Here is a 23,146-nt window from a genome sequence, read left to right as displayed (position 1 = left end):
TATATGCTCTGTCAACAAGCTCCACCTTCCTTCTCATTAACGCTTACGAGGTTAGCTGTCGGATTCGGGCCATTGAGTAGCCCTACCTTTTTAAAGGATTCACCCCTTGGATATACTATCCATGTGAATGGTTCCCCCGCACCAATTGGTCTCAGCGATTTAGAAATATGAAACTGTGATTATCATACTCCTGTGTTTCTCAAATGTAAATTATTATTTTTTAATAAATTTAAGATGGGAGAAAAATATGTCTAAAAGGAAGAAACCCTTATTATCAGATGAATTCTTAGACGAATTGGCGAACGAAATCAATCTATTATCAGGGACAACCGAGGAACAAATCGAAGATAACAAGAATGATGAAAATGAAAAATGATCTTTAATTCATATTTCAGGATAACAATAGGACACTTGTCCAATTTGTAGGAATCCCCCCATTTTTAAAACAACATTGATTATTGGTACATATAATAACTTATCAGTATTAATGGTTGGGGGAATTAAAATGGAAAATGTTATACTGCTATCGAGTGACAACCATACAAAAGGAAAATTAACTCTTCATCACAAATTTGCAGAATCAATTGGAATTACTCGACCTACAATTAGAAACATCAGATTTGGTGCAAAAACCTTTCAAACGACTGTAGACATTTCTGATGAACTGCCATCAAATGGGGCAAGCCTATCTATTGATATTTTGGACAGGCTGAACATACCTCAGCATTGCCAGCTAGAAATCAAGCAGTCTGGCAGCGAAATCCAAATCGGACCCTTTATTGGTTTACTTGCTGGTTATTATTTTAGTTCGATCAAGAAAAATCTTAGTCATCTACGGGATTATATCATCCATTACAGGGAGATTAAGGGGGCAATTCTTGTTTTTTCCCTTGACCATGTTGATAAAATTAACCATACCGTAAAGGGATATCTTTACAATCCTCAGGCAAAACAATGGGAGGAAGGAACCTACCCATATCCAGCATCTATCTTTGTGATGACTTCTTCTGTGAGCTCAGCTTGGATTCATCATTTCAAAAAAATAGTAGGTAATGTGGTTTTTAACGATTTCAACCTTAATAGATGGAGTATTCATAAGAAATTGACGAGTTCTCTTGGGGTAAAATGTTATCTGCCTGACACCATTCTTTATGGTTCACCTCAAGACCTTTACTTCTTTTTAAAAAAATTCCCAAATCTAACGGTCAAACCATTAAACTGTGCTAATCGTTCGGCAATAAAAGTACTTTTAAAGGACTCGACCACTCTTGTTATCACCAATCTAAAAAAAATGGCAACGAAGAGTTACAAATTTAATAATCGTGACCAAGCCTATTCTATCTTTAGTAAATATTTTAAAGCAGGTGAATTCCTGATCCAGGAATCAATCGATGTAACAGGTTATCGAACAATCTCAGTACGAATCGTAACGGTTAAAAATCAGTTAGGACAATGGCAGGCTATGGGGCTGTTTACGAGAGGAGAACAATCTGAAAATAATAGCGGGCAATTTCAGCCTTTGGTTAATTTTGAAAAAGGCATGGTAAAAGACTTCTTACATCAGAGTGATTTACTAGCTTCCTTGACCTATAAGGAATTAATCCATATTGCGATTGACACTCTCAAAGAAATTGAATGCATGGGAGTTCATTTTGCCAATGCAGCCGTAGATATGACAATTGGAGAATTAGGTGATATCTGGATTTCTGATATTGATCACTGCCATCCATCACACGAGATGGCATTAGTAGCTGGCGATCCCGATCTTTACTATGAAATTCTAAAGACCAATTTGCTTTACGCTAAAAAGCTGGCAGGTTTTTAAAGATAAAAAAGAGCTAACCAATTAGCTCTTTTTTGCTATTTTCATTATTTCCTTAAGCTCATTGGTGAAACCCTTAACTGCTTTATTTCCTAACACAGTAACTGGGACACCGAGAAAGCCGTACTTCTCTACTTCTGTTTGATAATCTGCGTTTATTGAAATATCCCTCACTTCAAAAGGAATACCTTCCTCAGTAAGAACTTTTTTGACCATCGTGCACTCAATACAGTCATTTGTAGTATAGACGATGACTCCTTGCGACATTTATATCTCCCTCTCCTTCTACACTCTGCTATTTTATCATTTATGGAGAACACTCCGAAAGAATACTGCTTCTGTCTTATTTTGTCTGTTGGCGACTACGAGTTAAAAATTAATAATTCCCCTTCAAATCTGTTCAATAGATTTTCTTTTTGGTAAATATGCATCTGAAATTACGACAATCTTCATACTTTTCCCTCACTATTTTCGATGAAAGCAATATTTTGTTAGACACTATACATGAATATCCTTATTTCCCATCTTTATTACGACAACAATAATTGACAAAAGAACTCAGGAAATGTCTGTTCTTGCGCTTTCCCAAGAAATACAAAAAATTTCCCTAATCCTCAAAAGGAAACCGCCTACATATTAAGTTATTTTAAGGAAAAAATATTGTCAGCACAATTTTAGGAGGCATTATCATGGACGATAAAATATTTAGAGTAATAAATCAATTCACAGGAAGGTATCATTTGGTTGATATTTTTATGATCATGATTTCTAAGAAACTCCGATATGTTTTTGCGTTTTTATTGGTAATCATGTGGCTTCAAAATAACTTTCATAAAAGAATCACATCATTTGCAGGAATTTCTGCCCTCATTACATTACTGATTACCAGTGTTATTAAATTTATTTATTTCAAACCGCGTCCATTTTCAAAGCACTGGGTTAATCTATTAGCACCAGTGCCGTCAAAAAAAGATTCTACATTTCCTAGTAAACACACGACCATAGCATTTGCGATAGCAATTTCAGTGTTTTTTTACAAACGCACATTAGGTTGTATCATGTCCTTATTAGCCTTCCTAGCAGGTTTATCTCGTATTTGGATGGGACAGCATTATCCCTCTGATATTATTGGCAGCGCTTTGATAGGAAGTATAGTTGCTTTATGGGTAAACTTTTTATCAAATTTTTGGGATCCCATCATTACCCGAGTAATCCATACCTACAATCGTTACTATTCATAAATCACTTCAATTTTCCTTAATTTGGTTACTCGTTATGTAATTGGACAAAATCGATAATCAAATGGTTTAATTCTCCAGCTGCTTTTGTAGGTATTTGATGTTTTTCCTTATCAATGAACTTTAAACTACTGCCTGGTAATCTTTCTTTTAAAAGATTTGCATACCGATGAAATGATTTGTCTTTCTTCCCATAGACCAATAATATGGGAAGATCGATATTTTCTAATTGATTTGTACAATTATATTTTAAACTATATTGGTAATATTGATGAATATTCCTGGCGTCACCTTTTACTGCTGCATTATACAATATCGTAAATGTCTCTTTTGAATCTGAATTGCCATATGTAATGGCATAGGCTAGAAAAGAAAGTGTTCGAGGATTAGCAAGTTTAACGGCTAAAGAAATCCTTTTCCTCAAATAAAAATCACTTACTTCTGACATTCCACTTACTAAAATACTTCCTAAGGCTCTGTCAGAATAAGTCAGCATAAATTCTAAGGCAATAGAAGCTCCTGTCGAATACCCGCATAGGAATGTTTTTTCTATCCCTAAATGATCCAGCAAATGTTTCATATCTTCCGCAATTAACGGATAAGTAATCGGTTGATTTGAATAAAGACTTCTCCCATGACCTCTAAAATCAAAGGTAATAACTTTAAAATCCTTGGATAGTTCTTCCATTTGATATCTAAAGTTTTCATTAGTAAGTAAAGGTGGATGAATAAAAACAATCGGTTTGCCTTCCCCCTTAACTGAAAAATATAAGCTAACACCCTCCAGTTCCAAAATCGCCATAAAATCACCCCAAAATAAAAAATTCCTTTAAAATGGTAGTATCCACATAACACCACCATTTTCATTCTCCCACCAAAAAAAAAATTCCCGCCCGAGGCGACATTTGTATTTTATTAGTGCCTGTCACCAATGCTATCAACTCGTTATCTAGTTGCTAGCATTTTGTCGAAGCATAACTCCCGTAAGGAAGGTTAAGAATACATGTGTTCCGAGTTTGACAGTCGGCTGAACAAATGTGTCCCTCAAGGGATCGAGGCAGACAATGTCCATTGCTGTTACTTTTGGATGGCGGCCAGCTGCTAGTACTCCATTTAGCAGTTCTTCTGTTGTCATGCCCCCCGGCGTTGATGCCGGTACACCTGGTGCATAGGCGATGTCTAATACATCCATATCTACGGTTAAATAGATGGTATCCACCTTTGAAGATAACTCATCTAAGCAATGCTGTACGGTTTCTTCTATTCCCTTTTTTCTAGCTGTACGGAGTGTAAAATAGTTGACTCCTTTTTCATCTGCATACTGTTTTAGATCCTTCGTATTAAAGAAGCCATGCAGGCCGATGTTGTACATATTCCTGCCTTCCACCACTCCGCTCTCTATTAAATTACGCATTGGTGTTCCATTAGATGGACCATTATCTGACAGGTCTCGCAAATCAAAATGGGTATCAAATTGCAAAATACCAATTTTTTCATTAGGCTTTTCTAACTGCATTCCTTTGACCATCATAGCTGTGATAGAATGGTCACCGCCAATGGCACATACCTTAGAATGCCGAAAATGCTGATGTATTGTTGCCGATGCATTGATGATGTTGGTATGACATTTTGAGATATCCGTCACATGCATGGGTACGTTTCCTGCATCAAATACGGTCATCTCAGACAAATCTATTTCTTCATCAAGATTATAGGTAGTAAAACTTCTCCATGAGCGTCGGAAGGCCTCAGGAAATTCAGAAGCTGCTGAAGCGCTTATGGATGAACGAGACAGAGGAACACCGAGGATCACAACCTCTGCGTCCTTGCTTTTTTCAAGACTAGTCAAATCAGTAATCGGCTGAATCCATTCATGAACCTTCGAACATTCCCCGCTTTCTGGTCTCACCCATGTAAAGCTTGGAGGATTAATGGTTGGATAGAGAAAGCTCTTCAATTAATTGCCCTCCTCTTACAACGACTCTTCCTGATTTTATTACTGTATGTGTATGATTCACTCCATAAGAGTATTGAAGCTTCATATAATTATCAACACTAAACATCGTAATGTCGGCTTTTTTTCCAACCTCTAAACTGCCTATTTCCTGGCCGCGATTGATTGCGTGTGCTGCATTGATTGTTGCGGCAGTAATAACCTCTGCAGGCGTCATCCCCATTTTTAAACAGCCTAGATTCATAATAAATGGCATGGATACAGTTGGAGATGAACCAGGGTTACAGTCGGTGGACAAAGCAACCGGCACACCTAAATCAATCATCATTCTGCCATTGGCAGACTCCGCCATTAAAAAGTAAGCTGTACCCGGCAGCAGCACGCCGACGACACCTCTTGCAGCCATCGACTTCATTCCTTTTTCAGATGCTCTCAATAAGTGGTCTGCAGAAATCGCCCCAACCTCGGATGCTAGTTCTGCCCCTTCATATGGTTCAATTTCATCCGCATGGATTTTCGGAATCAATCCGTGACTCTTTCCTGCTTCAAGAATCCGCCTTGATTGCTCAGGGGTAAAAACGCCATGCTCACAAAAAACATCATTAAATTCTGCTAATCCCAGCTCTGCAACCTTTGGAATCATTTCATTAATAAGCAGCTCAACAAATTTATCCGGATTGTCCTTATACTCTTTTGGTATGGCGTGGGCACCCATAAAAGTAGGGACGACATCAATGACATGCTTTTCATTTAATCGTTTCGCGACTTCTAGCTGTTTACGCTCCGTTTCCCATTCCATTCCATAGCCGCTTTTCGCTTCGACGGTTGTCACCCCGTGGCGAAGGAATTGATTTAAGCGTTCAAAGCTTTCTTCAAAAAGCTCTTCATGACTTGCAGTCTTTGTCCTTCTTGTAGTGGCATGAATACCACCACCGCTATTCATGATTTCCATATAGGTAGCACCTTGAAGCCTCATATTAAACTCATTTTCCCTGCTTCCAGCAAAAACAAGATGGGTATGAGGGTCCACAAGTCCTGGAGTTACAAGCTTTTCACTTGCATCCACTATCTCCGCTTCACCCAAACGATCTTCATATTTTTCAAAAAGCACCTCGTCTTTTCCTACATCACTAATGACTCCGTTCTCAATCCAAACGCTGCCATTCTCAATCATACCTAGCTCAGACATCTTTTCCTTTACAAGGGGAGCATGCGAACTCCCCTTTAATGTCACGAGCTGAGAAGCATTTCTTATAAAAATTGGCTTACTCACCCGGTTCAACTCCTTAGTCTTGTTTCAGCATTGGCATTCTGATACCTTTTTCCTTTGCTGTCTTAATAGCTAGTTCATATCCTGCATCAGCATGGCGAACCACACCCATACCAGGATCAGTGGTTAATACACGTTGTAAACGAACTTCTGCTTCCTTGGTTCCATCGGCAACAATCACCATTCCAGAATGCTGGGAATAGCCCATACCTACTCCACCACCATGATGTAATGAAACCCAGCTTGCACCACCGACTGCATTGATCATTGCATTGAGGATTGGCCAGTCGGATACTGCGTCACTTCCATCCCTCATGCCTTCGGTTTCTCGGTTCGGAGAAGCAACCGAACCTGCATCTAAGTGGTCACGTCCGATAACAATGGGTGCTGAAACTTCCCCAGAAGCAACTAGGTCATTAATGATTTTACCTAAACGGGCACGATCTCCGTATCCTAACCAGCAAATCCGTGCCGGAAGTCCTTGGAAGCTGATTTTTTCCTGTGCCATTCTCACCCATTTACAAAGATGCTCGTCTTCCTTAAATTCACGCAGGAGTGCTTCATCAATTTTACGAATATCCTCAGGATTTCCAGACAATGCCGCCCAGCGGAAAGGACCTTTTCCTTCACAGAATAGCGGTCGAATATAAGCCGGAACGAAGCCAGGGAAATCAAACGCATTTTCTACACCCTCGTCCTTCGCGACCTGGCGAATGTTGTTACCGTAGTCAAAAGTAATTGCGCCTTTTTGCTGCAGGGTCAGCATCGCTTTTACATGAATAGCCATACTTTGTTTTGCTAGCTTTACATATTTAGAAGGATCTTCATTTCTGAGTTTAGTAGCTTCTTCTAAACTAAAACCCACTGGAACATAACCATTTAATGGATCATGTGCAGACGTTTGGTCTGTTAGCACATCCGGATAAAAGCCTTTTTCAATCATAATCGGTAAAATCTCGGCAGCGTTTCCAATAAGACCAATCGAAAGTGGCTTTCCAGCTTTCTTTGCTTCTTTTGCAAGAGTGATAGCTTCATCTAAATCATGCGTTTTCACATCGAGGTAAGCGGTTTCAATTCGACGGTCAACTCTAGTCTCATCAACATCGATGGCGAGGCAGACACCGTCATTCATCGTTACTGCTAATGGCTGTGCTCCACCCATGCCGCCTAGACCTGCTGTTAATGTAATCGTATGCTTTAACGAGCCATTGAATTCTTGGCGTGCAAGCTCAGCGAACGTTTCATAAGTCCCTTGGACAATTCCTTGTGTTCCAATATAAATCCAACTGCCTGCTGTCATTTGCCCGTACATCATTAATCCCTTTTTATCTAGTTCATGGAAATGCTCCCAATTTGCCCAGGCTGGAACTAAATTCGAGTTTGCCAGTAATACCCTCGGAGCATCCTTGTGCGATTTGAAAACAGCTACAGGTTTACCAGATTGAATTAGCAATGTTTCATCACTTTCTAGTTCTAGCAAGGATTTAACAATCGCATCGTAGGATTCCCAGTTACGTGCTGCCTTACCAATTCCACCGTATACCACCAAGTCCTCTGGGCGCTCAGCTACCTCTTGGTCAAGGTTGTTCATCAGCATCCTTAATGCAGCCTCTTGGATCCAGCCTTTTGCATGTAATTCTGTCCCTTTATAATTGTTAATGACTCTTGATTTTGCTGTATTTGCTTCCATCACACACACTCCTTTAAATACGAATTGGTGAAATTCATCGTTTACTAACCTTTCCTGATGCTGTCCCCGATCTAAAAAAAATACTCGTTACATAATAAAAGTATACCTTCCATGCTAAAATCTACAAGTATTTTACGATTTACTTTCTTATGCATGATTTGCAATAATTTCATTAGAATTCCCCGATTCAATATGAGCATAATAATTTTTGTGGCTATAAAACGAGAGGGGAACTAACAAGGATGAAATGGCACAAAAATCTTCTAAAAATTGTCCAAGATCGTCAAGATAAAAAACTAGCAATAGTCGTGGACACCTCAACAAAGGAAACAAAAATTGACCTTATCGCAAAAGTCTTACTGTTTTTCAAAGAATTAAAACCTGAAACCACAGTCGTTCAAGCAGATTTTAAAATACGAACTATAAAGCATATTACGGAAGGTACAGAAATAAACTATCATACCCACGGGAAAGCCTCCTATACCTTGGCATTGGAATGGGCTGAAGAGGAACAAATTGAAACACTGTTCTATATCACCGACTTAACAGGCTTTCTACCCGAGGACATGGAAAAAGTGCCCTATGAAATGTACTGGCTCGTTCCGACTGAATTTGTACCAAAAGCACCATTTGGAAAGGTATTTAAAATCGTATAGTGTAAAACGATAGAAAAACTCCTCAACTATCTTGTTGAGGAGTTGCAGTTTCATTAACTTTTACTAATTTTCGATGGATTGTTGACTTTATAGATCACGGCAGCATTTACCATAAATTCTTCTTCCACGTCCTTACCCTTCGCGAGTTTCTTTTTCGCTACTTTCCCGTCAAATTCAAGCTGATCGCCTGGTGCCAATTCGAATTTTTTTAACGTTTTACTATGACTGCACCATGCTAGTCCCAACTCAATCGCTGGCTCTTGTACAATCTGGACATTTTCAAGTACGACCACTTCATCGTTTTCTTCGTTAAATGGATTATAGGTAAGCGCAAACTGTTTTACTGAGGCCGTAAAATGGACTTTATCTAATGGAAGTTCGATTTTTGGTTCTTTCTCTTTTTTTGGCTTTGCTGCTTTTGCTTTTTTAGGTTCAGGTTTTGGTTCTTGTTTTTCTTCATTTACATTCGATTCAGTAACTTGCTCCTCTGTACTGAAATCCTTGTCTTCTAATTGCAGCATGCTTTCCTTGCCAAAACTGGAGCCTTGCATTTCTTTTAGAAAAGCGGGGTGAATACAGCAGAGATTTCCATCCTGAAACTCAATCACCAGCGTATTAAACTCATCTAACTTCCCGTACGTTTCGTATCCTTTAATTGTAACAACACGCTGATAATTCCGTTCCTTAAATAAAAACTCACGCTTCGCCTCCTTCGCAGACGAAAGCCCCCACTCCTTTAGCTTCTCGCGATAATGCTCCTCATCACGAAACCCTTCATAATCTCCCTTAGGAGATACATAACGAGTCAAACTACTCCGCTCTAACTGCTCATGTTCAATAACCATATATTATCACCGTATTTCTTATGTATTTTGATTGGCTCACTTATTTATTGTAGCAAAGATTACTTGTAATGAAAAAAGCTTAGGCATGATTTTTGCTATAAATCTCATTGCAAGAAATCATGCCTTTAACTTATATGATGATTGATGGTTTTCCGATCGGGTAGTATTCTATAGCACTGCAGGCTCGAATTTCATCTTCAGAAAAGCAGTTTCGACCGTCAAAGATGATCGGTTCTTTCATGTTCCGAATCATCTCCACCAAGTCCTGATTTTTAATCTCGTTCCACTCTGTTACGATGAACACGGCGTCTGCTTCGTAAACCGCTTCAGCAATTGAACCAGCATATTTAATACTGTCACCCAGCAACTTTTTTGCATTTTCAGTGGCAACGGGATCATAGGCAATGACTTCAGCACCCCATTTAGATAATGCCGCGGATATAGGAATCGATGGCGCTTCCCTCATATCGTCTGTTTCCGGTTTAAAGGCTAAGCCAAGCATGGCAATTTTCTTTCCACTCAAGTGCCCAAATCGTTTTAATGCCTTGGCAACTAACCATTCGCGCTGACGCTCATTAATAGCTATTGTCTCTTTTAATAGAGGAAATTCCACTCCGTTTACCTCAGCAGTATGAAGCAGCGCCTTCACATCTTTTGGAAAACATGAGCCGCCATAGCCAATTCCTGCATTTAAAAACGCTTCTCCTATCCTCCTATCCTTTCCCATTCCTCGGGCAACATCTGCAACATTTGCACCAACCGCTTCGCATAAATTAGCCATCTCATTAATATAACTAATCTTTGTGGCTAAAAATGCATTCGAAGCATATTTTATCATTTCAGCACTTTTTGTACTTGTTACAATCACTGGCACATTCAATGGCTGGTACATTTCTTCTATTTTCCTGGTAGCTAGTTCGTTTTCAGAACCGATAATGATTCGGTCGGCTTTCATCGTATCCTCGATCGCAGACCCCTGTCTGAGAAATTCAGGATTGGACACCATTTTTACCGTCGTACCTGTTCGATCTTCAATTAATTTTTTTACAACAGCATTCGTTCCAACTGGCACTGTACTTTTAATCACAATAATGGTTTCTTGTGTTATATAGGATGTTATTTCTTTTGCGGCTTGTACTAGATAGGTAAGATCAGCTGCACCATCATCACCTTGTGGTGTACCCACTGCAATGATGATGATTTCTGCATCAACCAAAGCTTCGGGTTGAGAGGTAGTAAATTGTAATCTGCCTGCAGCCATATTGGAGGTTAGTAATTCTTCGAGATTTGGTTCATAGATAGGGGAAATTCCTTGTCGTAATTGGTTAATCTTTCGTTCATTTATATCTAAGCATGTTACCTGGTGACCGATTTGGGACAAACAAACACCTGTTGACAGCCCTACATAGCCTGTACCTAAAACAGCAATCTTCATATCAATCAATCTCTTTCTTACTATTTTGAACGTTTTTCATTTTATTCAAATCTTGTAAATAGGCTAAGACAGATTCTTTAATATCCGCCCGGCTTAATGCAAAATCAATAGTCGCCTTAATAAAACCTATTTTATCGCCAATATCATAACGGCTGCCTGTAAAGTTATAGGCCAAAACAGCCTGTTGTTTATTCAATTCATTGATGGCATCTGTCAGCTGTAATTCATCGCCGCGGCCCGTTGGAATCCTCTCGAGAATCTCAAATATTTCCGGACTCAAAACATAACGTCCCATAATGGCATATCTAGAAGGTGCTTCATCAAGGCTAGGCTTCTCTATTAACGAATCAATATGGAATAGGTCCGATTCTATCATCGTCCCCTTAGGCTTAATAATTCCATATTTGCTTACATCCTTATCAGCGACAGTTTGAACGGCTACCACTGAACTATTATAGTATTCAAAAACATCGATAATCTGCTTTAAACAAGGGGTTTCCGACATCACGATATCATCGCCAAGTAAAACAGCAAATGGTTCATCGCCTATAACGCTTTTCGCACATAGAATCGCATGTCCTAGCCCTTTTGGTTCCTTTTGGCGGACATAAACGATATTTGCCAAGTTTGATATATTTTGAACTTCTGCTAACATTTCAAGTTTGTTTTTTTTATAAAGAGTATCTTCAAGCTCATACGATTTATCAAAGTGATCTTCTATCGATCTTTTTCCCCTGCCGATGATGATGATAATTTCCTCAATCCCAGAAGCGACTGCTTCTTCAACAATATATTGAATGGTTGGCTTATCAACAATCGGCAGCATTTCTTTTGGCTGTGCTTTCGTGGCTGGCAAAAATCTTGTTCCGAGGCCAGCTGCAGGAATAATGGCCTTGCGGATTTTCATATGCTGCCTCCTTTCCTTATCTCCTTAATCTTTTATATGCGAATGGACAACCTCCGGTCACGTTAGTAACCTAGTAATATCTTTTTAGTTTTAAAAATAAAACTCCCTAAACAAATGTTTTAAAGGGAGTCATTCATCATTTGCATGTATTGGTTGATAAACTCTTTTAATAAACCTTTCCATCAGCTTTTTAAGAATTCTTTTTCGCCGTGTCACCAATGTAGTCACAATTGCTTTTCTTTCTTCACTCGTAACCTGCCAATCATCTGGAATCACTGCGACAATTTCTTCTATTAAATGGATCGGTATCTCTTGAATGATTTCTAGCTGCTCATAAAAATCCTGCTCTTTCTCGATAAAATAGGCCATGATTTGATGTGTTGCACTTTTTAAAATCGTAATCGGAAGCGACTCTAAATCCTCTTGTCCCCAATTATACGAAGCAAATACCTCGGCATGGTCGATGATCCACAAATGATAGGAATTTTGTGCATCATCACATAAGATGATGTTTTTCCTTGTTCGATCGCGATTGCACATCCAATAATCAAATAAGATGATACCAGCAAGATTCTCCCGGTTAGAAATACTAGGAACATCTGTCACTTGATGCCCATCAAAACAATCTGGTACATAAAGACTTGCAAATTGAGACTTGGTGTCTGCCATATGAGAAAGCTCAGGAATACCAAGGGAGAACTCTTGTGGAATCTCTACGATTTTGGCAAAGGGTATTGGCAGATTAAGGTATCGACCAAGGCAGTAGGAGATCCACTCATTCGCAAGAGTTTTTTCAAATCCCTTCTGGGAATATTTAACAGCGTAGTCACAGCCATCATCAAAAGTTATCAAATGAGCATTCGATTTCCCTGTTAGGATTTTTTTATAGGCAATTGGTTTAATCAATCGCTGCTCACCTCATTTCTATCAACTGACTCGATTCCAGTTATTTCTTTTAATAAATGCACATATTGCTCAGCCACCACTTCAATCACGAACTTTTCATGGACGCGAGCCATCGCTGCCACTGACATTTGTTGATGAAGAGCTGGGTTATCCACGATACTCGTAATCTGTTTGACTGCATCTTCTACATTTTGGCCACGAAAAAGCATCCCGTGCTCTCCATGATTAACCAATTCTGTGACAGGCATCATTTTTGAAGCAACGACAGGAACACCGCAGATCATTGATTCTATAAAGGTATTCCCAAAGGATTCCGTTTTTGTCGTTGCCAGTGTACAGCCACCAGATTTACGGATTTTTGCATAAACATGCGGCATTTGCTGATAAGGGATTATCGGAAACCACTTGACCATGTCAGTAAGCTGCTCTTCCTGCCACTTGGAGACAAATTCCTCGCGTTGAACACTTTGTGCCCCGCCAATGACCCAAAATTCTATATCATCCCGCTGACTTTTGATTTGCATGGCCACTTCAAGAAGCATTTGCCAATTTTTACGTTTATCCAATCTGCCAATCCAGCCGATAATTTTTTTGCCGTTATGAAGGAATGGTTCACTGTCATGATTCATTTCCTCAAAGGATAACGCTCGAAAAAAAGAAGCGTCAATCCCATTGTAGATAACTTGAATCGGTATTCCATCCGTTAGAATCGAAACTAATCGCCTTTGGTAATGAGAAGGAACGACGATTGTTTCCGGAATGATTCCTCGAAACGATTTTAATTGAGGCTTTAACTTTATCAACTCTGGTGTACGAGCCTCTACCAAGACTGGACCTTTATATTTTGCTTTACGAATCCATTTATAGGCTGCACCTGTGTCAACAACAATAATGGCATCATAGTGATTGTCTCGAATAATTTTAATGATTTCCCGTTCATCTTTGGTTATATAAACAGGTGCTATGTCTTCCATAATATGGAGCCCACCATGATCTGTCGTGTATAAAAACTCTGTATCGATACCATGTTTTTTAAAATAAATCGAGCGATTGCGCCAACCAGCATTCACCCCGCCAACCGTCAACAAACGCCAGATTACTAATACTTTCATTTTCGCTTCTCCTCGTTTTTACTCGGCATCCTCAAAAATATCTAGTATCTATCTCGACCCTTTTTTGGGGAAAACTGTTAGTTATCGCTGTTACCTTTTACCCTTGCCCTTACCTTTGTCTCTATGCTTGCCTCGCTTTTCATCATGTCGGTCGCGATCATTGTATTTTTCACCCGAGTAGTGCTTTCCACCTTTTGCACCTTTACTGTGACGACCTCTTTCCCCATCAAAATGTTTTCCTCTTTGCGGCTCTCCTTTGTAGCCTCGTTCGCCTTCGAAGCGTTTTTCCCCTTCGAAGCGTCTTTCCTCTACAGGATTCCTTGCCTCAAAGCCCTTTTCTAGATTGTCCCAATACTTATCAATTTTGGCCATGACAGCATCCGGATCGGCACCTCTTGCCAGCATGGTTTTAATCCATTCTTCCTTGAAAACCTTATGAACTAGACCTTCGAGCAAATTCAAATAGTTTTTTTCATCTGCTGTGGTCAACAAACTATTACTAAGATTCTTCATTGCCTTTTTATCCGTTTCCAGTGGAAGAAGTAAAGCGGTAATTTGTCGGGAGATTTCCTCCATTCGGATGTAGTGGAGCCACTCCGAATATAATTCCGGGGCCATTTCCTGAACATGTGCCAAAAAAATGGCTTTATTTTCTTCCCCTAAGGACGTCAATAATTTTCGTGGGTAAGGATAGACACGGTCACGCCAAATGGTTCTCGCAACATCAATGACCTTTAAGCTTCCATCAGACTGCAAATAAATTTGCCGCTTATGATGGTCAATTCGCTCATAGCCAATTTTCTTAAAGGTAACTAACATGGCAATTAATTTTGCAGAAAGTGCCTTTGTTAACGGCTGGGATTGCAAATACTCGCGTAAATCAACTCCCCTAATGATTTCCATCACAATATAGAGTGGACCTTTTCCATAAAGCTTTGGAAATAAAGAGGTCTGCTGCCCAAGAGATAGCGCATAATATTCGCGGTCACAATCCTCGGTATTACCAAACACTTTTACACAGATGTCATTTGTTAATTGGAAAACAGCACCTTGGCGCCCCTTTCCCATCATTACTAATGGGGTATTGTTTACCACTTCAACATCCGCATTCACTAAGTTTGTTACTTTTATATTCCTCATCCATTGTTCTAAATTCTTTTGATTAAACATATCTTTCCTCCTTCCTTTACAAGTTGGCAGTACCACAGGTATTCGAACATGCTTGTCTACTGTTAAATTTCAGATTTTTACCGCCTACTATAGTAAATTCAAAAAGGCAAAAAACGTACAGGCTACAGTCTATAAATCTAAAAATGTACCAAGAAAACAGCTATTGTTTTATTTCCTTTCACACTCAATGATAATAATTATCAAAATCCACATATTGTTAAAATAAAAGTGAAACTTATTCAACATTTAAAAAAAATCCATTTTATCTCATTATTATTAGATACTATTAATTTATCTGGTTTTATGAAAGGAGATTATATGTTTACAGAAGAGAAATCGGACTTCAATGAATCTCACTTATTACATAGTAGGTATTATCTAAACCAGTTGGTTCGGTTTATTTTTGACATGTCGCCTAATATGGAATTATTAGCTCTTTTGAAAAATCCACAGTTTATTTCACTTTGCGAAATCAGCGAAGCATGCCGTCTCATCCAAATAGGAATCCAATCAATTCAGGCAGCTGATGATGAAAACCTCAAATTATTGCAGGAGGAATATAAGCGGCTGTTTGTCGGACCTAACGCTTTGCCAGCACCTCTTTGGGAATCGGTCTATCTAGGAAGAGAACACCTATTGTTTGAAGAAGTAACCTTGGAGGTAAGAGATTGTTACCGTCAATATGGTTTATCTTTTATTCGCGAAGGGAACGAGCCTGAAGACCACCTAGTGATTGAATTAGAATTTCTCAGCTTTCTTATCCAAAAGACGATCGAGAGTGACGATGTTGAAACAAAGAAAAAACTTTTAGAAGACCAGCATTCCTTTTTAACCGAGCATCTTCTAAAATGGTGCCCTTCTTTTTGTGAATTATTGAGCAAATCAACCTCGTTTGAATTGTACCAAGGGGCTGCCCAGCTTTTAGCAGAGTACTTGAACCTAGAAAATGAATTAATCACTGCCTTGAAGGAGGCTCTATAACATGAGTGAAAAAAACATGATAACAAAATTAGGCGAGAGTAAATTATCACGGAGGTCGTTATTGAAATGGACGGGAATTGCATCTGTACCGGTTATTGCTGGCGGAGTTTGGTCCACTAAATACCTCTCTGAAAATAAGAATATCGTTGAAGCAAGTGAAACGATTGTTCCTACCTGCAGCACGTTAGACTGCGGCGGCAAATGTATGATTAAGGCACATGTTAGAGACGGTGTCATTACAAGAATCAGTGCACGCAGTGATAAGGAACTAGATGAGGCAAATCCTTTTATGAAAGCCTGTGTTAGAGGCCGCTCATATCGCAAGAATCAATACCATCCAGACCGATTAAAGTATCCAATGAAACGCGTTGGCAAACGCGGTGAAGGGAAATTTGAAAGGATTACCTGGGAAGAAGCCGTTGCCACCATTACAAAAGAAACCAAACGGATTACCGAGCAATATGGACCTGCTTCAAGATATGTCCATCAGGGTACAGCCGTTACAGGCGGTACCGTTGGGGGCGCTCAGCTCGCACGAAGATTAATGACGTTAACAGGCGGGTTTCTTGAATATTACCATTCTGTCAGTATGGGTAATACTGCTGCCGCCACTCCTTTTACGTATGGAACCCATCAAACCGGAAACAGTCTCGATTCTTTAAAAGACTCAAAGTTAATCCTACTTTGGGGACATAATCCATCGGAAACGATTTTCGGAAATACCCTTCATTATTATAAAATGCTAAAAGAATCTGGAATCAAGATTATTTCGATTGATCCAAGGTATTCCAATACTGCAGTTGCTTTTGCCGATGAGTGGATTCCTTTGTTACCTGGTACCGATAATGCGCTTATGGATGCAATGGCCTATGTGATTGTAAAAGAAAAACTTCATAACAAGGAATTCTTAGATAAATATGTAGTTGGCTTTGATGAAGAACATATGCCTGAAGGTGTCCCAGCGAATGAATCGTTAGTCGCTTATCTATTTGGCAAAAAGGATGGCGTGGAGAAAACACCTGAATGGGCTGAGGCTATATGCAAAGTGCCTGCAGCAAGAATCACCGAGCTAGCCCGCGAATATGCGACAGCGAAACCAGCTGCATTGATTCAAGGCTGGGGACCACAGCGTCATGCGAGTGGTGAAAGAATTGCCCGTGGCGGTACGATGTTAGCTTCCATTACCGGAAATGTTGGTGTATCTGGTGGCTGGGCCTCTGGTTATGGCGGGATCCCAAGGAAATTTCCAATGGGTATACCAGTCCCAGAAAACCCAGTAAAAGAAAGCATCTCCATAATGAACTGGACCGACGCAATTACGGATGCTAGTAAAATTACTCCAGAAAATGGTCTTAAGAATGGTGAAAAGCTGACATCTAACATTAAGTTAATCTATAACTTGGCTGGTAATTACTTACTTAACCAACAGCCTGATATCAATAAAACGAAACAAATCTTGGAAGATGAAAGTCTGGTAGAATTCATTGTAGCCAGTGATCACTTTTTAACACCTAGTGCAAAATATGCTGACATCCTTTTACCAGAGACTACCTTCTTTGAACGCTGGAATATCGGTGAGTCATGGGCATCTGGGGATTATATTATCCTTTCTGAAAAAGTTGTCGAGAATTTCTATGAATCCCGATCAGATTACGACTGGTTATCTGAAGTTGCCGATGGCCTTGGTGTCGGTCAAGCGTTTACCGAAGGACATGACGATATTGGCTGGATAAAATGGATTTTAGATGAAACAAGAAAAGTCGAGCCGAGCACTCCAACCTTTGAGGAATTCAAGAAGAAACGGATTCATTATTGGCGCTATGACGGACCTAGAATTGCCTTCAAGGATCAAATTGAAGACCCTGCCAATCATCCATTTGAAACACCTTCTGGAAAAATTGAGATTTTCTCAAAACGCCTATATGACATGAAACATAATGAAATACCTGCCATCCCCATCTATATCCCTGAATGGGAAGGCGCTGAAGACCCATTAAAAGCTAAGTTCCCTCTTCAGTGTATAACATGGAAAGGACGAAATCGAACCAATTCCATGTATGCCAATCATCCATGGCTAAAAGAAGTAGCCGAACAGGTTCTTTGGATAAACCCTGCTGATGCCGCGGCAAGGGGCATAAACAAAGGCGATCAAATTAAAATATACAATGATCGTGGGACCGTCATGATTCCAGCAGAAGTTACCACCCGAATCATGCCTGGTGTTGTGGCCATGCAGGCAGGTGCCTGGTACAAACCAGATAAAAACGGAGTCGATACTGGGGGCTGCGCAAACGTCCTCACTAGCCAGCGCATAACCCCGCTAGCAAAAGGCAACGCCCACCAAACCATGCTAGTAGAAGTCCAAAAAGCCTAACAGCAAAGCCGGTTTCTTGACGAAACCGGCTTCTTTTTGTTTTCACTGTCCACCTGGGGTGGAAAGTGTCTTTTTGCGGTGCCTGTCACCACTTCTTTCTAACATTCCGGAAACGTACATTATTTTCCAATAGATTTAAAATTATTGAAAATTTAACAATTCGTCCCAGTATTTATTGTACAATTGTACTAATAGATACAGTTACACAGGGGGTTTTACATGAGTCGGCTTACCAATCATTTAATCGTTATTTCATTTGATTGTCTTTCAGCATTAGATTTTCCACTGCTGCGAACATTACCACACTTTAAGACCATCCTTGAAAAAGGATCATATGTTGAGAAGGTAGAAACCATTTATCCATCGGTGACCTACCCTTGCCATACGACGATTGTGACGGGGAATTATCCCAATCGACATGGAATCATCAATAATACCCTTCTCCAGCCAGGAAGGTCTTCACCAGATTGGAACTGGTACAGAAGTTTAATCTCTGGAACCACATTGTATGATGAAGCGAAAAAGGCCAATTTGACAACAGCTGCATTACTTTGGCCCGTGACAGGTAAAGCGAATATTGATTACAATTTGCCTGAGATTTTTCCAAATCGACCTTGGCAAAATCAAATTTTCATTTCACTTAGAAACGGCAGTCCACGTTATCAATGGGACTTAAACAAACGATTTGGTCATCTTCGTAATGGCATAAATCAGCCTGAATTGGATGAATTTGTTTTAGAATCTACCGTACATACCATCAAGACAAAAAAACCAAATTTACTACTGGTTCACTTTACTGACCTTGATACACAGCGTCATGACTATGGTTTTTCATCCAATGAAGCCATTGCAGCCATACATCGGCATAATGACCGGCTAGGAAGAATTCTGGCTGCATTAAAAGAGAGTGGAATCTATGAAAATTCCACGATTGTTGCCTTAGGTGACCATAGCGCCTTGGATGAGAACATGGCGTTACATTTAAATGTGCTTTTACATACAGAAAAGCTTATAACGATCAATGCCAAAGGGAAGATAAATAATTGGAAAGCCTACTGTAAAAGTTGTGATGGCTCAGCATATATTTATTTAAAAGACAGAAACGATTCAGAAACTACTACTAAAGTAAAAGAATTATTAGATTCATTGCTTGTCAATCCCGAAGCTGGTATTGAAAAAGTACTAAGTGGGGACGAAGCTGCATCAAAGGGGGCAGACAGTTCCTGCGTATTTATGGTAGAAGCAAAGAAAGGTTATTATTTTTTAGAAGATGTTCAAGGGGATTATGTAAAAAAGATTACCCGTGAAGATGTTCTAGCTGACCCTAAATACACCCTAGCCTGCCATGGGTATTCTCCTGAGAAGCCAGAGTATTCGACTATTTTTATGGCGGCAGGTAAAGGTATTCGCAAAAAAACAATCGTTCCTCAGGCGCGCCTTATTGACGAAGGGCCAACATTGGCAAGGCTTCTAGGTCTAAATTTAGGAAATACAGATGGAAAAATAATCGAGGAACTTTTAACATTAACTGACAACTATTAGAGGAGGAAATCGCTATGAGTCGATTGACGAAGCAAGAAAAAAGCTGGGTTTTTTACGATTGGGCAAATTCTGCTTACTCGATTTTAATCACAACAGCTATCTTTCCCTTGTACTTTAAAGCAGCTGCCAATGGAGCAGGACTTGCTGGATCTACCTCTACTGCCTATTTGGGATATGCAAATTCCTTTGGAACACTGCTTGTCTCCATTTGTGCACCTATTTTAGGAACCATAGGTGATTTTAGGGGCTTAAAAAAGAGATTATTCACCTTCTTCGTCATTCTTGGTATTGCCTTTACCGCCATGCTGGCAGTTGTCCCTAGTAACCAATGGCTTATCCTCTTAATCTGTTATATTGTTACCATTATTGGTTTTGGAGGAGCCAATATTTTCTATGATGCTTTTCTAGTAGACGTCACAAGTGAAGAACGCATGAATCGGATTTCATCACGTGGGTTTGCCATGGGTTATATCGGAAGTACCATCCCTTTTATTATTGGCATTGCTCTTATTCTATTATCACAACAAAAGATTTTACCCTTGTCTGTTACGGTGGCCACGCAAATCGCCTTTGCAATTACGGCCATTTGGTGGGGAACCTTCACCATACCGATGTTAAAAAATGTAGAACAAGTCTATTATGTCGATCGAGTAGCAAAACCAATTTCGACGAGCTTTAAAAAAGTGTTTCAAACTCTTAAACGAATAAAAGCCTATAAACCTTTGTTCCTTTTCCTTATTGCCTATTTCTTTTACATTGATGGGGTTCATACAATCATTACCATGTCTACGGCTTATGGAACAGACCTTGGTATTTCATCCACAAATCTGTTAATTATTTTATTTGCTACCCAAGTAATTGCTGCTCCGTTTGCGCTTTTGTATGGAAAACTTGCAGATAAATTTTCAGGAAAAAGAATGCTATTAGTTGGTATTTTTATCTATATTATTATTTGTATCTATGCTTACTTCATGAAAACAACTCTGGATTTCTGGATTTTAGCGATGCTTGTAGGATCCTCCCAAGGTGGAATTCAGGCTCTGAGCCGCTCTTATTTCGCCAAGCTTGTCCCTAAGGAAAATGCAAACGAGTTCTTTGGATTCTATAATATATTTTATAAATTCGCCTCGATTTTAGGACCAGCTTTAGTCGGTTTTACCGCACAAATTTCTGGCAATACAAATGCAGGTGTTTTTAGTTTAGTTATTTTATTTATTATTGGCGGAGCCATTTTACTGCGGGTTCCTGAAACCAATGAAAAAATCCAAATAAACAATTAAAACATTTTAATAAACAAACGCCTTTGGGATTATCACCAAAGGCGTTTGTTGTTAAGCGAAAAGATCCTTATCAAGGATAATTTCTTTTTCGAGATGACAGGCTCGAATTCCAAATCTAGGTTCCAACGGACCAATTTCCTCCCCAAGCAATATTTTTATCGCCAAATATGGCAGGTTAATACCTGTTAAACAGCTAAAATGCATTCCCCCGCTCATTCGAGGATTAATTTCCAGTAGCTTAGGAACGTCATGATTGTATTTAACCTGAATATTAAAGATATATGGCAACTGAAAATGCTGATGAAATCGGTGGGCAAGTTGAATAAGTTCATGATGATCAACTATTTCTCTTACCCTACCTTCCCCTTTCATCCTCGGTATCGCTGCATATAATCGCTGATTAGATGCAACACAGTCAATGCTGTATTCCGGCCCCTCCAAATATTCTAATATCATTAAATCAGGAAACACCTCTTGCTGGCTCAGAATTTCGCATGCATAATGGTACGGCAGCCTGCGGCTGCTTGCCCTTTTAAACAGCTGGTCAATGCTTTCTATCTTATCTTCAATTACCCGAAAACCAGTGGCACCCTCCCCTATTACAGGTTTAAAACAAACCGTATGTCCTTTATCCCGCAATGTTTGATAAGCTATCTTGAAATCATTAATATTATTAACCACGTAGAAATCCGGAATGGAAACGAGTTCAGCGCCAGTCTCTTCCTTTTGCAAAATAGAATGATAGGCAGCAGCTTTATGATCCAGTGTTTCCATTAATTTAGAATCTGGACAAACCAACACCTTCACACCAATTGCTTCAAAGTCAGCCAGCCTTTTTGAGATTCCTACATTTTCTTTTCTTGGAATGAAAATGTCTATTCTATGCTTCTGACAAAATTCCAGGCAAAAATCAATATACGCTTCACCGGAAATAGATGGCTCCGTAAAAGCATAATCACAATATTGTAAATAGAGTGCATCCTTATTCGTGTGAGTTCCAAAAAACTCAAACCGCCGCCCTTCTTCATTCGCACGAATCAACTCAATAAAATGGGTAACCGTCGTAAACCACCTATTAAACCAAATCCTCATACGCAACCTCCTTCTCGTTGAACTTCTAAAACTAAAACCTTAAACATTATTCGCCTATAACTTCCGACTTATACATCCTTATTCATAAATCAATGTATAAATGGGTCAGAATGTATAAATGGTGACAGGCACCACATGTTATACTAGGAAAGGGGTGTTAGAGATGTGCGGACGTTTTACGTTAACTGCGAGTGTTGATCAGCTTATTGACCGGTTTGATATTGAGTTTTTTCTTCAAGAGGAGGAATTTTTTCCAAGCTATAATGTGGCTCCTTCTCAATCGGTTTTATCGGTGATTAACAACGGTACTCATAATCGGATGGGTTTTTTACGTTGGGGATTAATTCCTCCTTGGGCGAAGGATATGTCGATTGGGTATAAAATGATTAATGCCCGTGCTGAGACATTATTGGAAAAACCAAGTTTTCGAAATGCTTACCAGAAGAAACGATGCTTAATAGTGGCTGATAGTTTTTATGAATGGAAACGTATAGATCATAAAAATAAAACTCCGATGAGGATCAAACTAAAGTCGAATGAATTGTTTGCCATGGCAGGGCTTTGGGAAAGTTGGAAATCCCCTGAAGGAAAATCGATTTATTCTTGCTCAGTGATAACTACCAATCCTAACGAGCTCGTTCAGGATATTCACGATCGTATGCCTGTAATCTTAAAACCAGAGGATGAAAAATACTGGCTTGACCCTTCTATAACGGATACAAGTAAGCTTAAACATTTATTAAAACCACTAGAACACGAACTTATGGAAGCATATGAGGTCAGCCCGCTGGTTAATTCACCTAAAAATAATTCCATTGAGTTGATTCAAAAAATCTGTTAAAAATAAAGGGCGGGAGCGCCTGTTCAGCGAT

21 protein-coding genes and 1 riboswitch are annotated in these 23,146 nt (G+C 39.4%); of the genes, 9 read left to right on the top strand and 12 right to left on the bottom strand.

The window, feature by feature from the left end:
- Positions 1-25: 25 nt before the first annotated feature.
- Positions 26-167, bottom strand: a riboswitch (cyclic di-AMP (ydaO/yuaA leader).
- 80 nt (positions 168-247) lie between these two features.
- Together V7124_RS02705 and V7124_RS02700 are read left to right on the top strand one after the other, a co-directional pair.
- On the top strand, positions 248-376 hold the full coding sequence (locus V7124_RS02705) for a bacitracin ABC transporter ATP-binding protein (RefSeq protein WP_335485626.1): 129 nt from the start codon (positions 248-250) through the stop codon (positions 374-376).
- Between the two features lie 129 nt (positions 377-505).
- A complete protein-coding gene (locus tag V7124_RS02700; protein ID WP_335485624.1) occupies positions 506-1,825 on the top strand; it encodes a YheC/YheD family protein in 1,320 nt (439 codons plus the stop codon).
- Positions 1,826-1,846: 21 nt separating this feature from the next.
- Here the strand turns inward: V7124_RS02700 and V7124_RS02695 are convergent, their stop codons facing one another.
- Positions 1,847-2,089, bottom strand: coding sequence for a glutaredoxin family protein (locus V7124_RS02695; protein WP_335485621.1), 243 nt, complete (start codon positions 2,087-2,089; stop codon positions 1,847-1,849).
- A gap of 422 nt (positions 2,090-2,511) precedes the next feature.
- Between V7124_RS02695 and V7124_RS02690 the strand changes: the two genes are divergently transcribed.
- Entirely contained in the window at positions 2,512-3,063 is a 552-nt protein-coding gene (locus tag V7124_RS02690) for an undecaprenyl-diphosphatase (RefSeq protein WP_335485618.1), read from the top strand.
- Positions 3,064-3,088: 25 nt separating this feature from the next.
- Here the strand turns inward: V7124_RS02690 and V7124_RS02685 are convergent, their stop codons facing one another.
- The 4 genes from V7124_RS02685 to hutU form a co-directional block, all read right to left on the bottom strand.
- On the bottom strand, positions 3,089-3,862 hold the full coding sequence (locus tag V7124_RS02685; RefSeq protein ID WP_335485615.1) for an alpha/beta fold hydrolase: 774 nt from the start codon (positions 3,860-3,862) through the stop codon (positions 3,089-3,091).
- Positions 3,863-4,009: 147 nt separating this feature from the next.
- On the bottom strand, positions 4,010-5,017 hold the full coding sequence (locus V7124_RS02680) for an agmatinase family protein (RefSeq protein WP_335485612.1): 1,008 nt from the start codon (positions 5,015-5,017) through the stop codon (positions 4,010-4,012).
- Positions 4,989-6,287, bottom strand: coding sequence for an imidazolonepropionase (gene hutI / locus V7124_RS02675; protein WP_335485609.1), 1,299 nt, complete (start codon positions 6,285-6,287; stop codon positions 4,989-4,991). The genes V7124_RS02680 and hutI overlap by 29 nt, the downstream gene beginning before the upstream one ends.
- A gap of 13 nt (positions 6,288-6,300) precedes the next feature.
- Positions 6,301-7,974: a urocanate hydratase gene (gene hutU, locus V7124_RS02670; protein WP_335485606.1), complete on the bottom strand. Its 1,674-nt coding sequence runs from the start codon at positions 7,972-7,974 to the stop codon at positions 6,301-6,303.
- 242 nt (positions 7,975-8,216) lie between these two features.
- Between hutU and V7124_RS02665 the strand changes: the two genes are divergently transcribed.
- Entirely contained in the window at positions 8,217-8,630 is a 414-nt protein-coding gene (locus V7124_RS02665; RefSeq protein WP_335485603.1) for a VWA-like domain-containing protein, read from the top strand.
- Between the two features lie 53 nt (positions 8,631-8,683).
- Here V7124_RS02665 and V7124_RS02660 read toward each other — a convergent pair whose 3' ends face one another.
- The 6 genes from V7124_RS02660 to V7124_RS02635 all read right to left on the bottom strand — a co-directional run bounded on the left by V7124_RS02660 (position 8,684) and on the right by V7124_RS02635 (position 15,005).
- Positions 8,684-9,475, bottom strand: coding sequence for a hypothetical protein (locus V7124_RS02660; RefSeq protein ID WP_335485601.1), 792 nt, complete (start codon positions 9,473-9,475; stop codon positions 8,684-8,686).
- A 130-nt stretch (positions 9,476-9,605) separates the two neighbouring features.
- Positions 9,606-10,910: a UDP-glucose dehydrogenase family protein gene (locus tag V7124_RS02655; protein WP_335485754.1), complete on the bottom strand. Its 1,305-nt coding sequence runs from the start codon at positions 10,908-10,910 to the stop codon at positions 9,606-9,608.
- Between the two features lies 1 nt (position 10,911).
- Positions 10,912-11,817: a UTP--glucose-1-phosphate uridylyltransferase GalU gene (gene galU, locus V7124_RS02650; protein ID WP_335485598.1), complete on the bottom strand. Its 906-nt coding sequence runs from the start codon at positions 11,815-11,817 to the stop codon at positions 10,912-10,914.
- Between the two features lie 129 nt (positions 11,818-11,946).
- Positions 11,947-12,723 (bottom strand): HipA family kinase, encoded by a 777-nt coding sequence (locus V7124_RS02645; protein WP_335485595.1) that lies wholly within the window; start codon positions 12,721-12,723, stop codon positions 11,947-11,949.
- Positions 12,720-13,835 carry a glycosyltransferase family 4 protein gene (locus tag V7124_RS02640; protein WP_335485592.1) on the bottom strand — a complete coding sequence of 372 codons (1,116 nt, stop codon included), beginning with the start codon at positions 13,833-13,835 and terminating at the stop codon, positions 12,720-12,722. The genes V7124_RS02645 and V7124_RS02640 overlap by 4 nt, the downstream gene beginning before the upstream one ends.
- 90 nt (positions 13,836-13,925) lie before the next feature.
- Positions 13,926-15,005 (bottom strand): hypothetical protein, encoded by a 1,080-nt coding sequence (locus V7124_RS02635; protein WP_335485590.1) that lies wholly within the window; start codon positions 15,003-15,005, stop codon positions 13,926-13,928.
- Between the two features lie 318 nt (positions 15,006-15,323).
- Here V7124_RS02635 and V7124_RS02630 point away from each other — a divergent pair, with 318 nt between their 5' ends.
- From V7124_RS02630 to V7124_RS02615, 4 genes are all read left to right on the top strand, one after another.
- Positions 15,324-15,986: a TorD/DmsD family molecular chaperone gene (locus tag V7124_RS02630; protein ID WP_335485587.1), complete on the top strand. Its 663-nt coding sequence runs from the start codon at positions 15,324-15,326 to the stop codon at positions 15,984-15,986.
- Between the two features lies 1 nt (position 15,987).
- Positions 15,988-18,360 carry a DMSO/selenate family reductase complex A subunit gene (locus V7124_RS02625; protein WP_335485584.1) on the top strand — a complete coding sequence of 791 codons (2,373 nt, stop codon included), beginning with the start codon at positions 15,988-15,990 and terminating at the stop codon, positions 18,358-18,360.
- 219 nt (positions 18,361-18,579) lie between these two features.
- Positions 18,580-19,902 carry an ectonucleotide pyrophosphatase/phosphodiesterase gene (locus V7124_RS02620; RefSeq protein ID WP_335485581.1) on the top strand — a complete coding sequence of 441 codons (1,323 nt, stop codon included), beginning with the start codon at positions 18,580-18,582 and terminating at the stop codon, positions 19,900-19,902.
- 14 nt (positions 19,903-19,916) lie between these two features.
- Entirely contained in the window at positions 19,917-21,182 is a 1,266-nt protein-coding gene (locus tag V7124_RS02615) for an MFS transporter (protein WP_335485578.1), read from the top strand.
- Positions 21,183-21,233: 51 nt separating this feature from the next.
- Here V7124_RS02615 and V7124_RS02610 read toward each other — a convergent pair whose 3' ends face one another.
- Positions 21,234-22,274: an ATP-grasp domain-containing protein gene (locus tag V7124_RS02610; protein WP_335485575.1), complete on the bottom strand. Its 1,041-nt coding sequence runs from the start codon at positions 22,272-22,274 to the stop codon at positions 21,234-21,236.
- 163 nt (positions 22,275-22,437) lie between these two features.
- On the opposite strand from V7124_RS02610, the gene V7124_RS02605 reads away from it, so the two are divergent.
- Positions 22,438-23,115, top strand: coding sequence for an SOS response-associated peptidase (locus tag V7124_RS02605; RefSeq protein ID WP_335485573.1), 678 nt, complete (start codon positions 22,438-22,440; stop codon positions 23,113-23,115).
- Positions 23,116-23,146 lie beyond the last annotated feature (31 nt).

Source organism: Neobacillus niacini (assembly GCF_036961885.1).
Classification (GTDB): Bacteria; Bacillota; Bacilli; order Bacillales; family Cytobacillaceae; genus Neobacillus; species Neobacillus niacini_H.
Note: the sequence above shows the minus strand (reverse complement) of the source record. Positions and strands in the feature narration are given on the sequence as shown.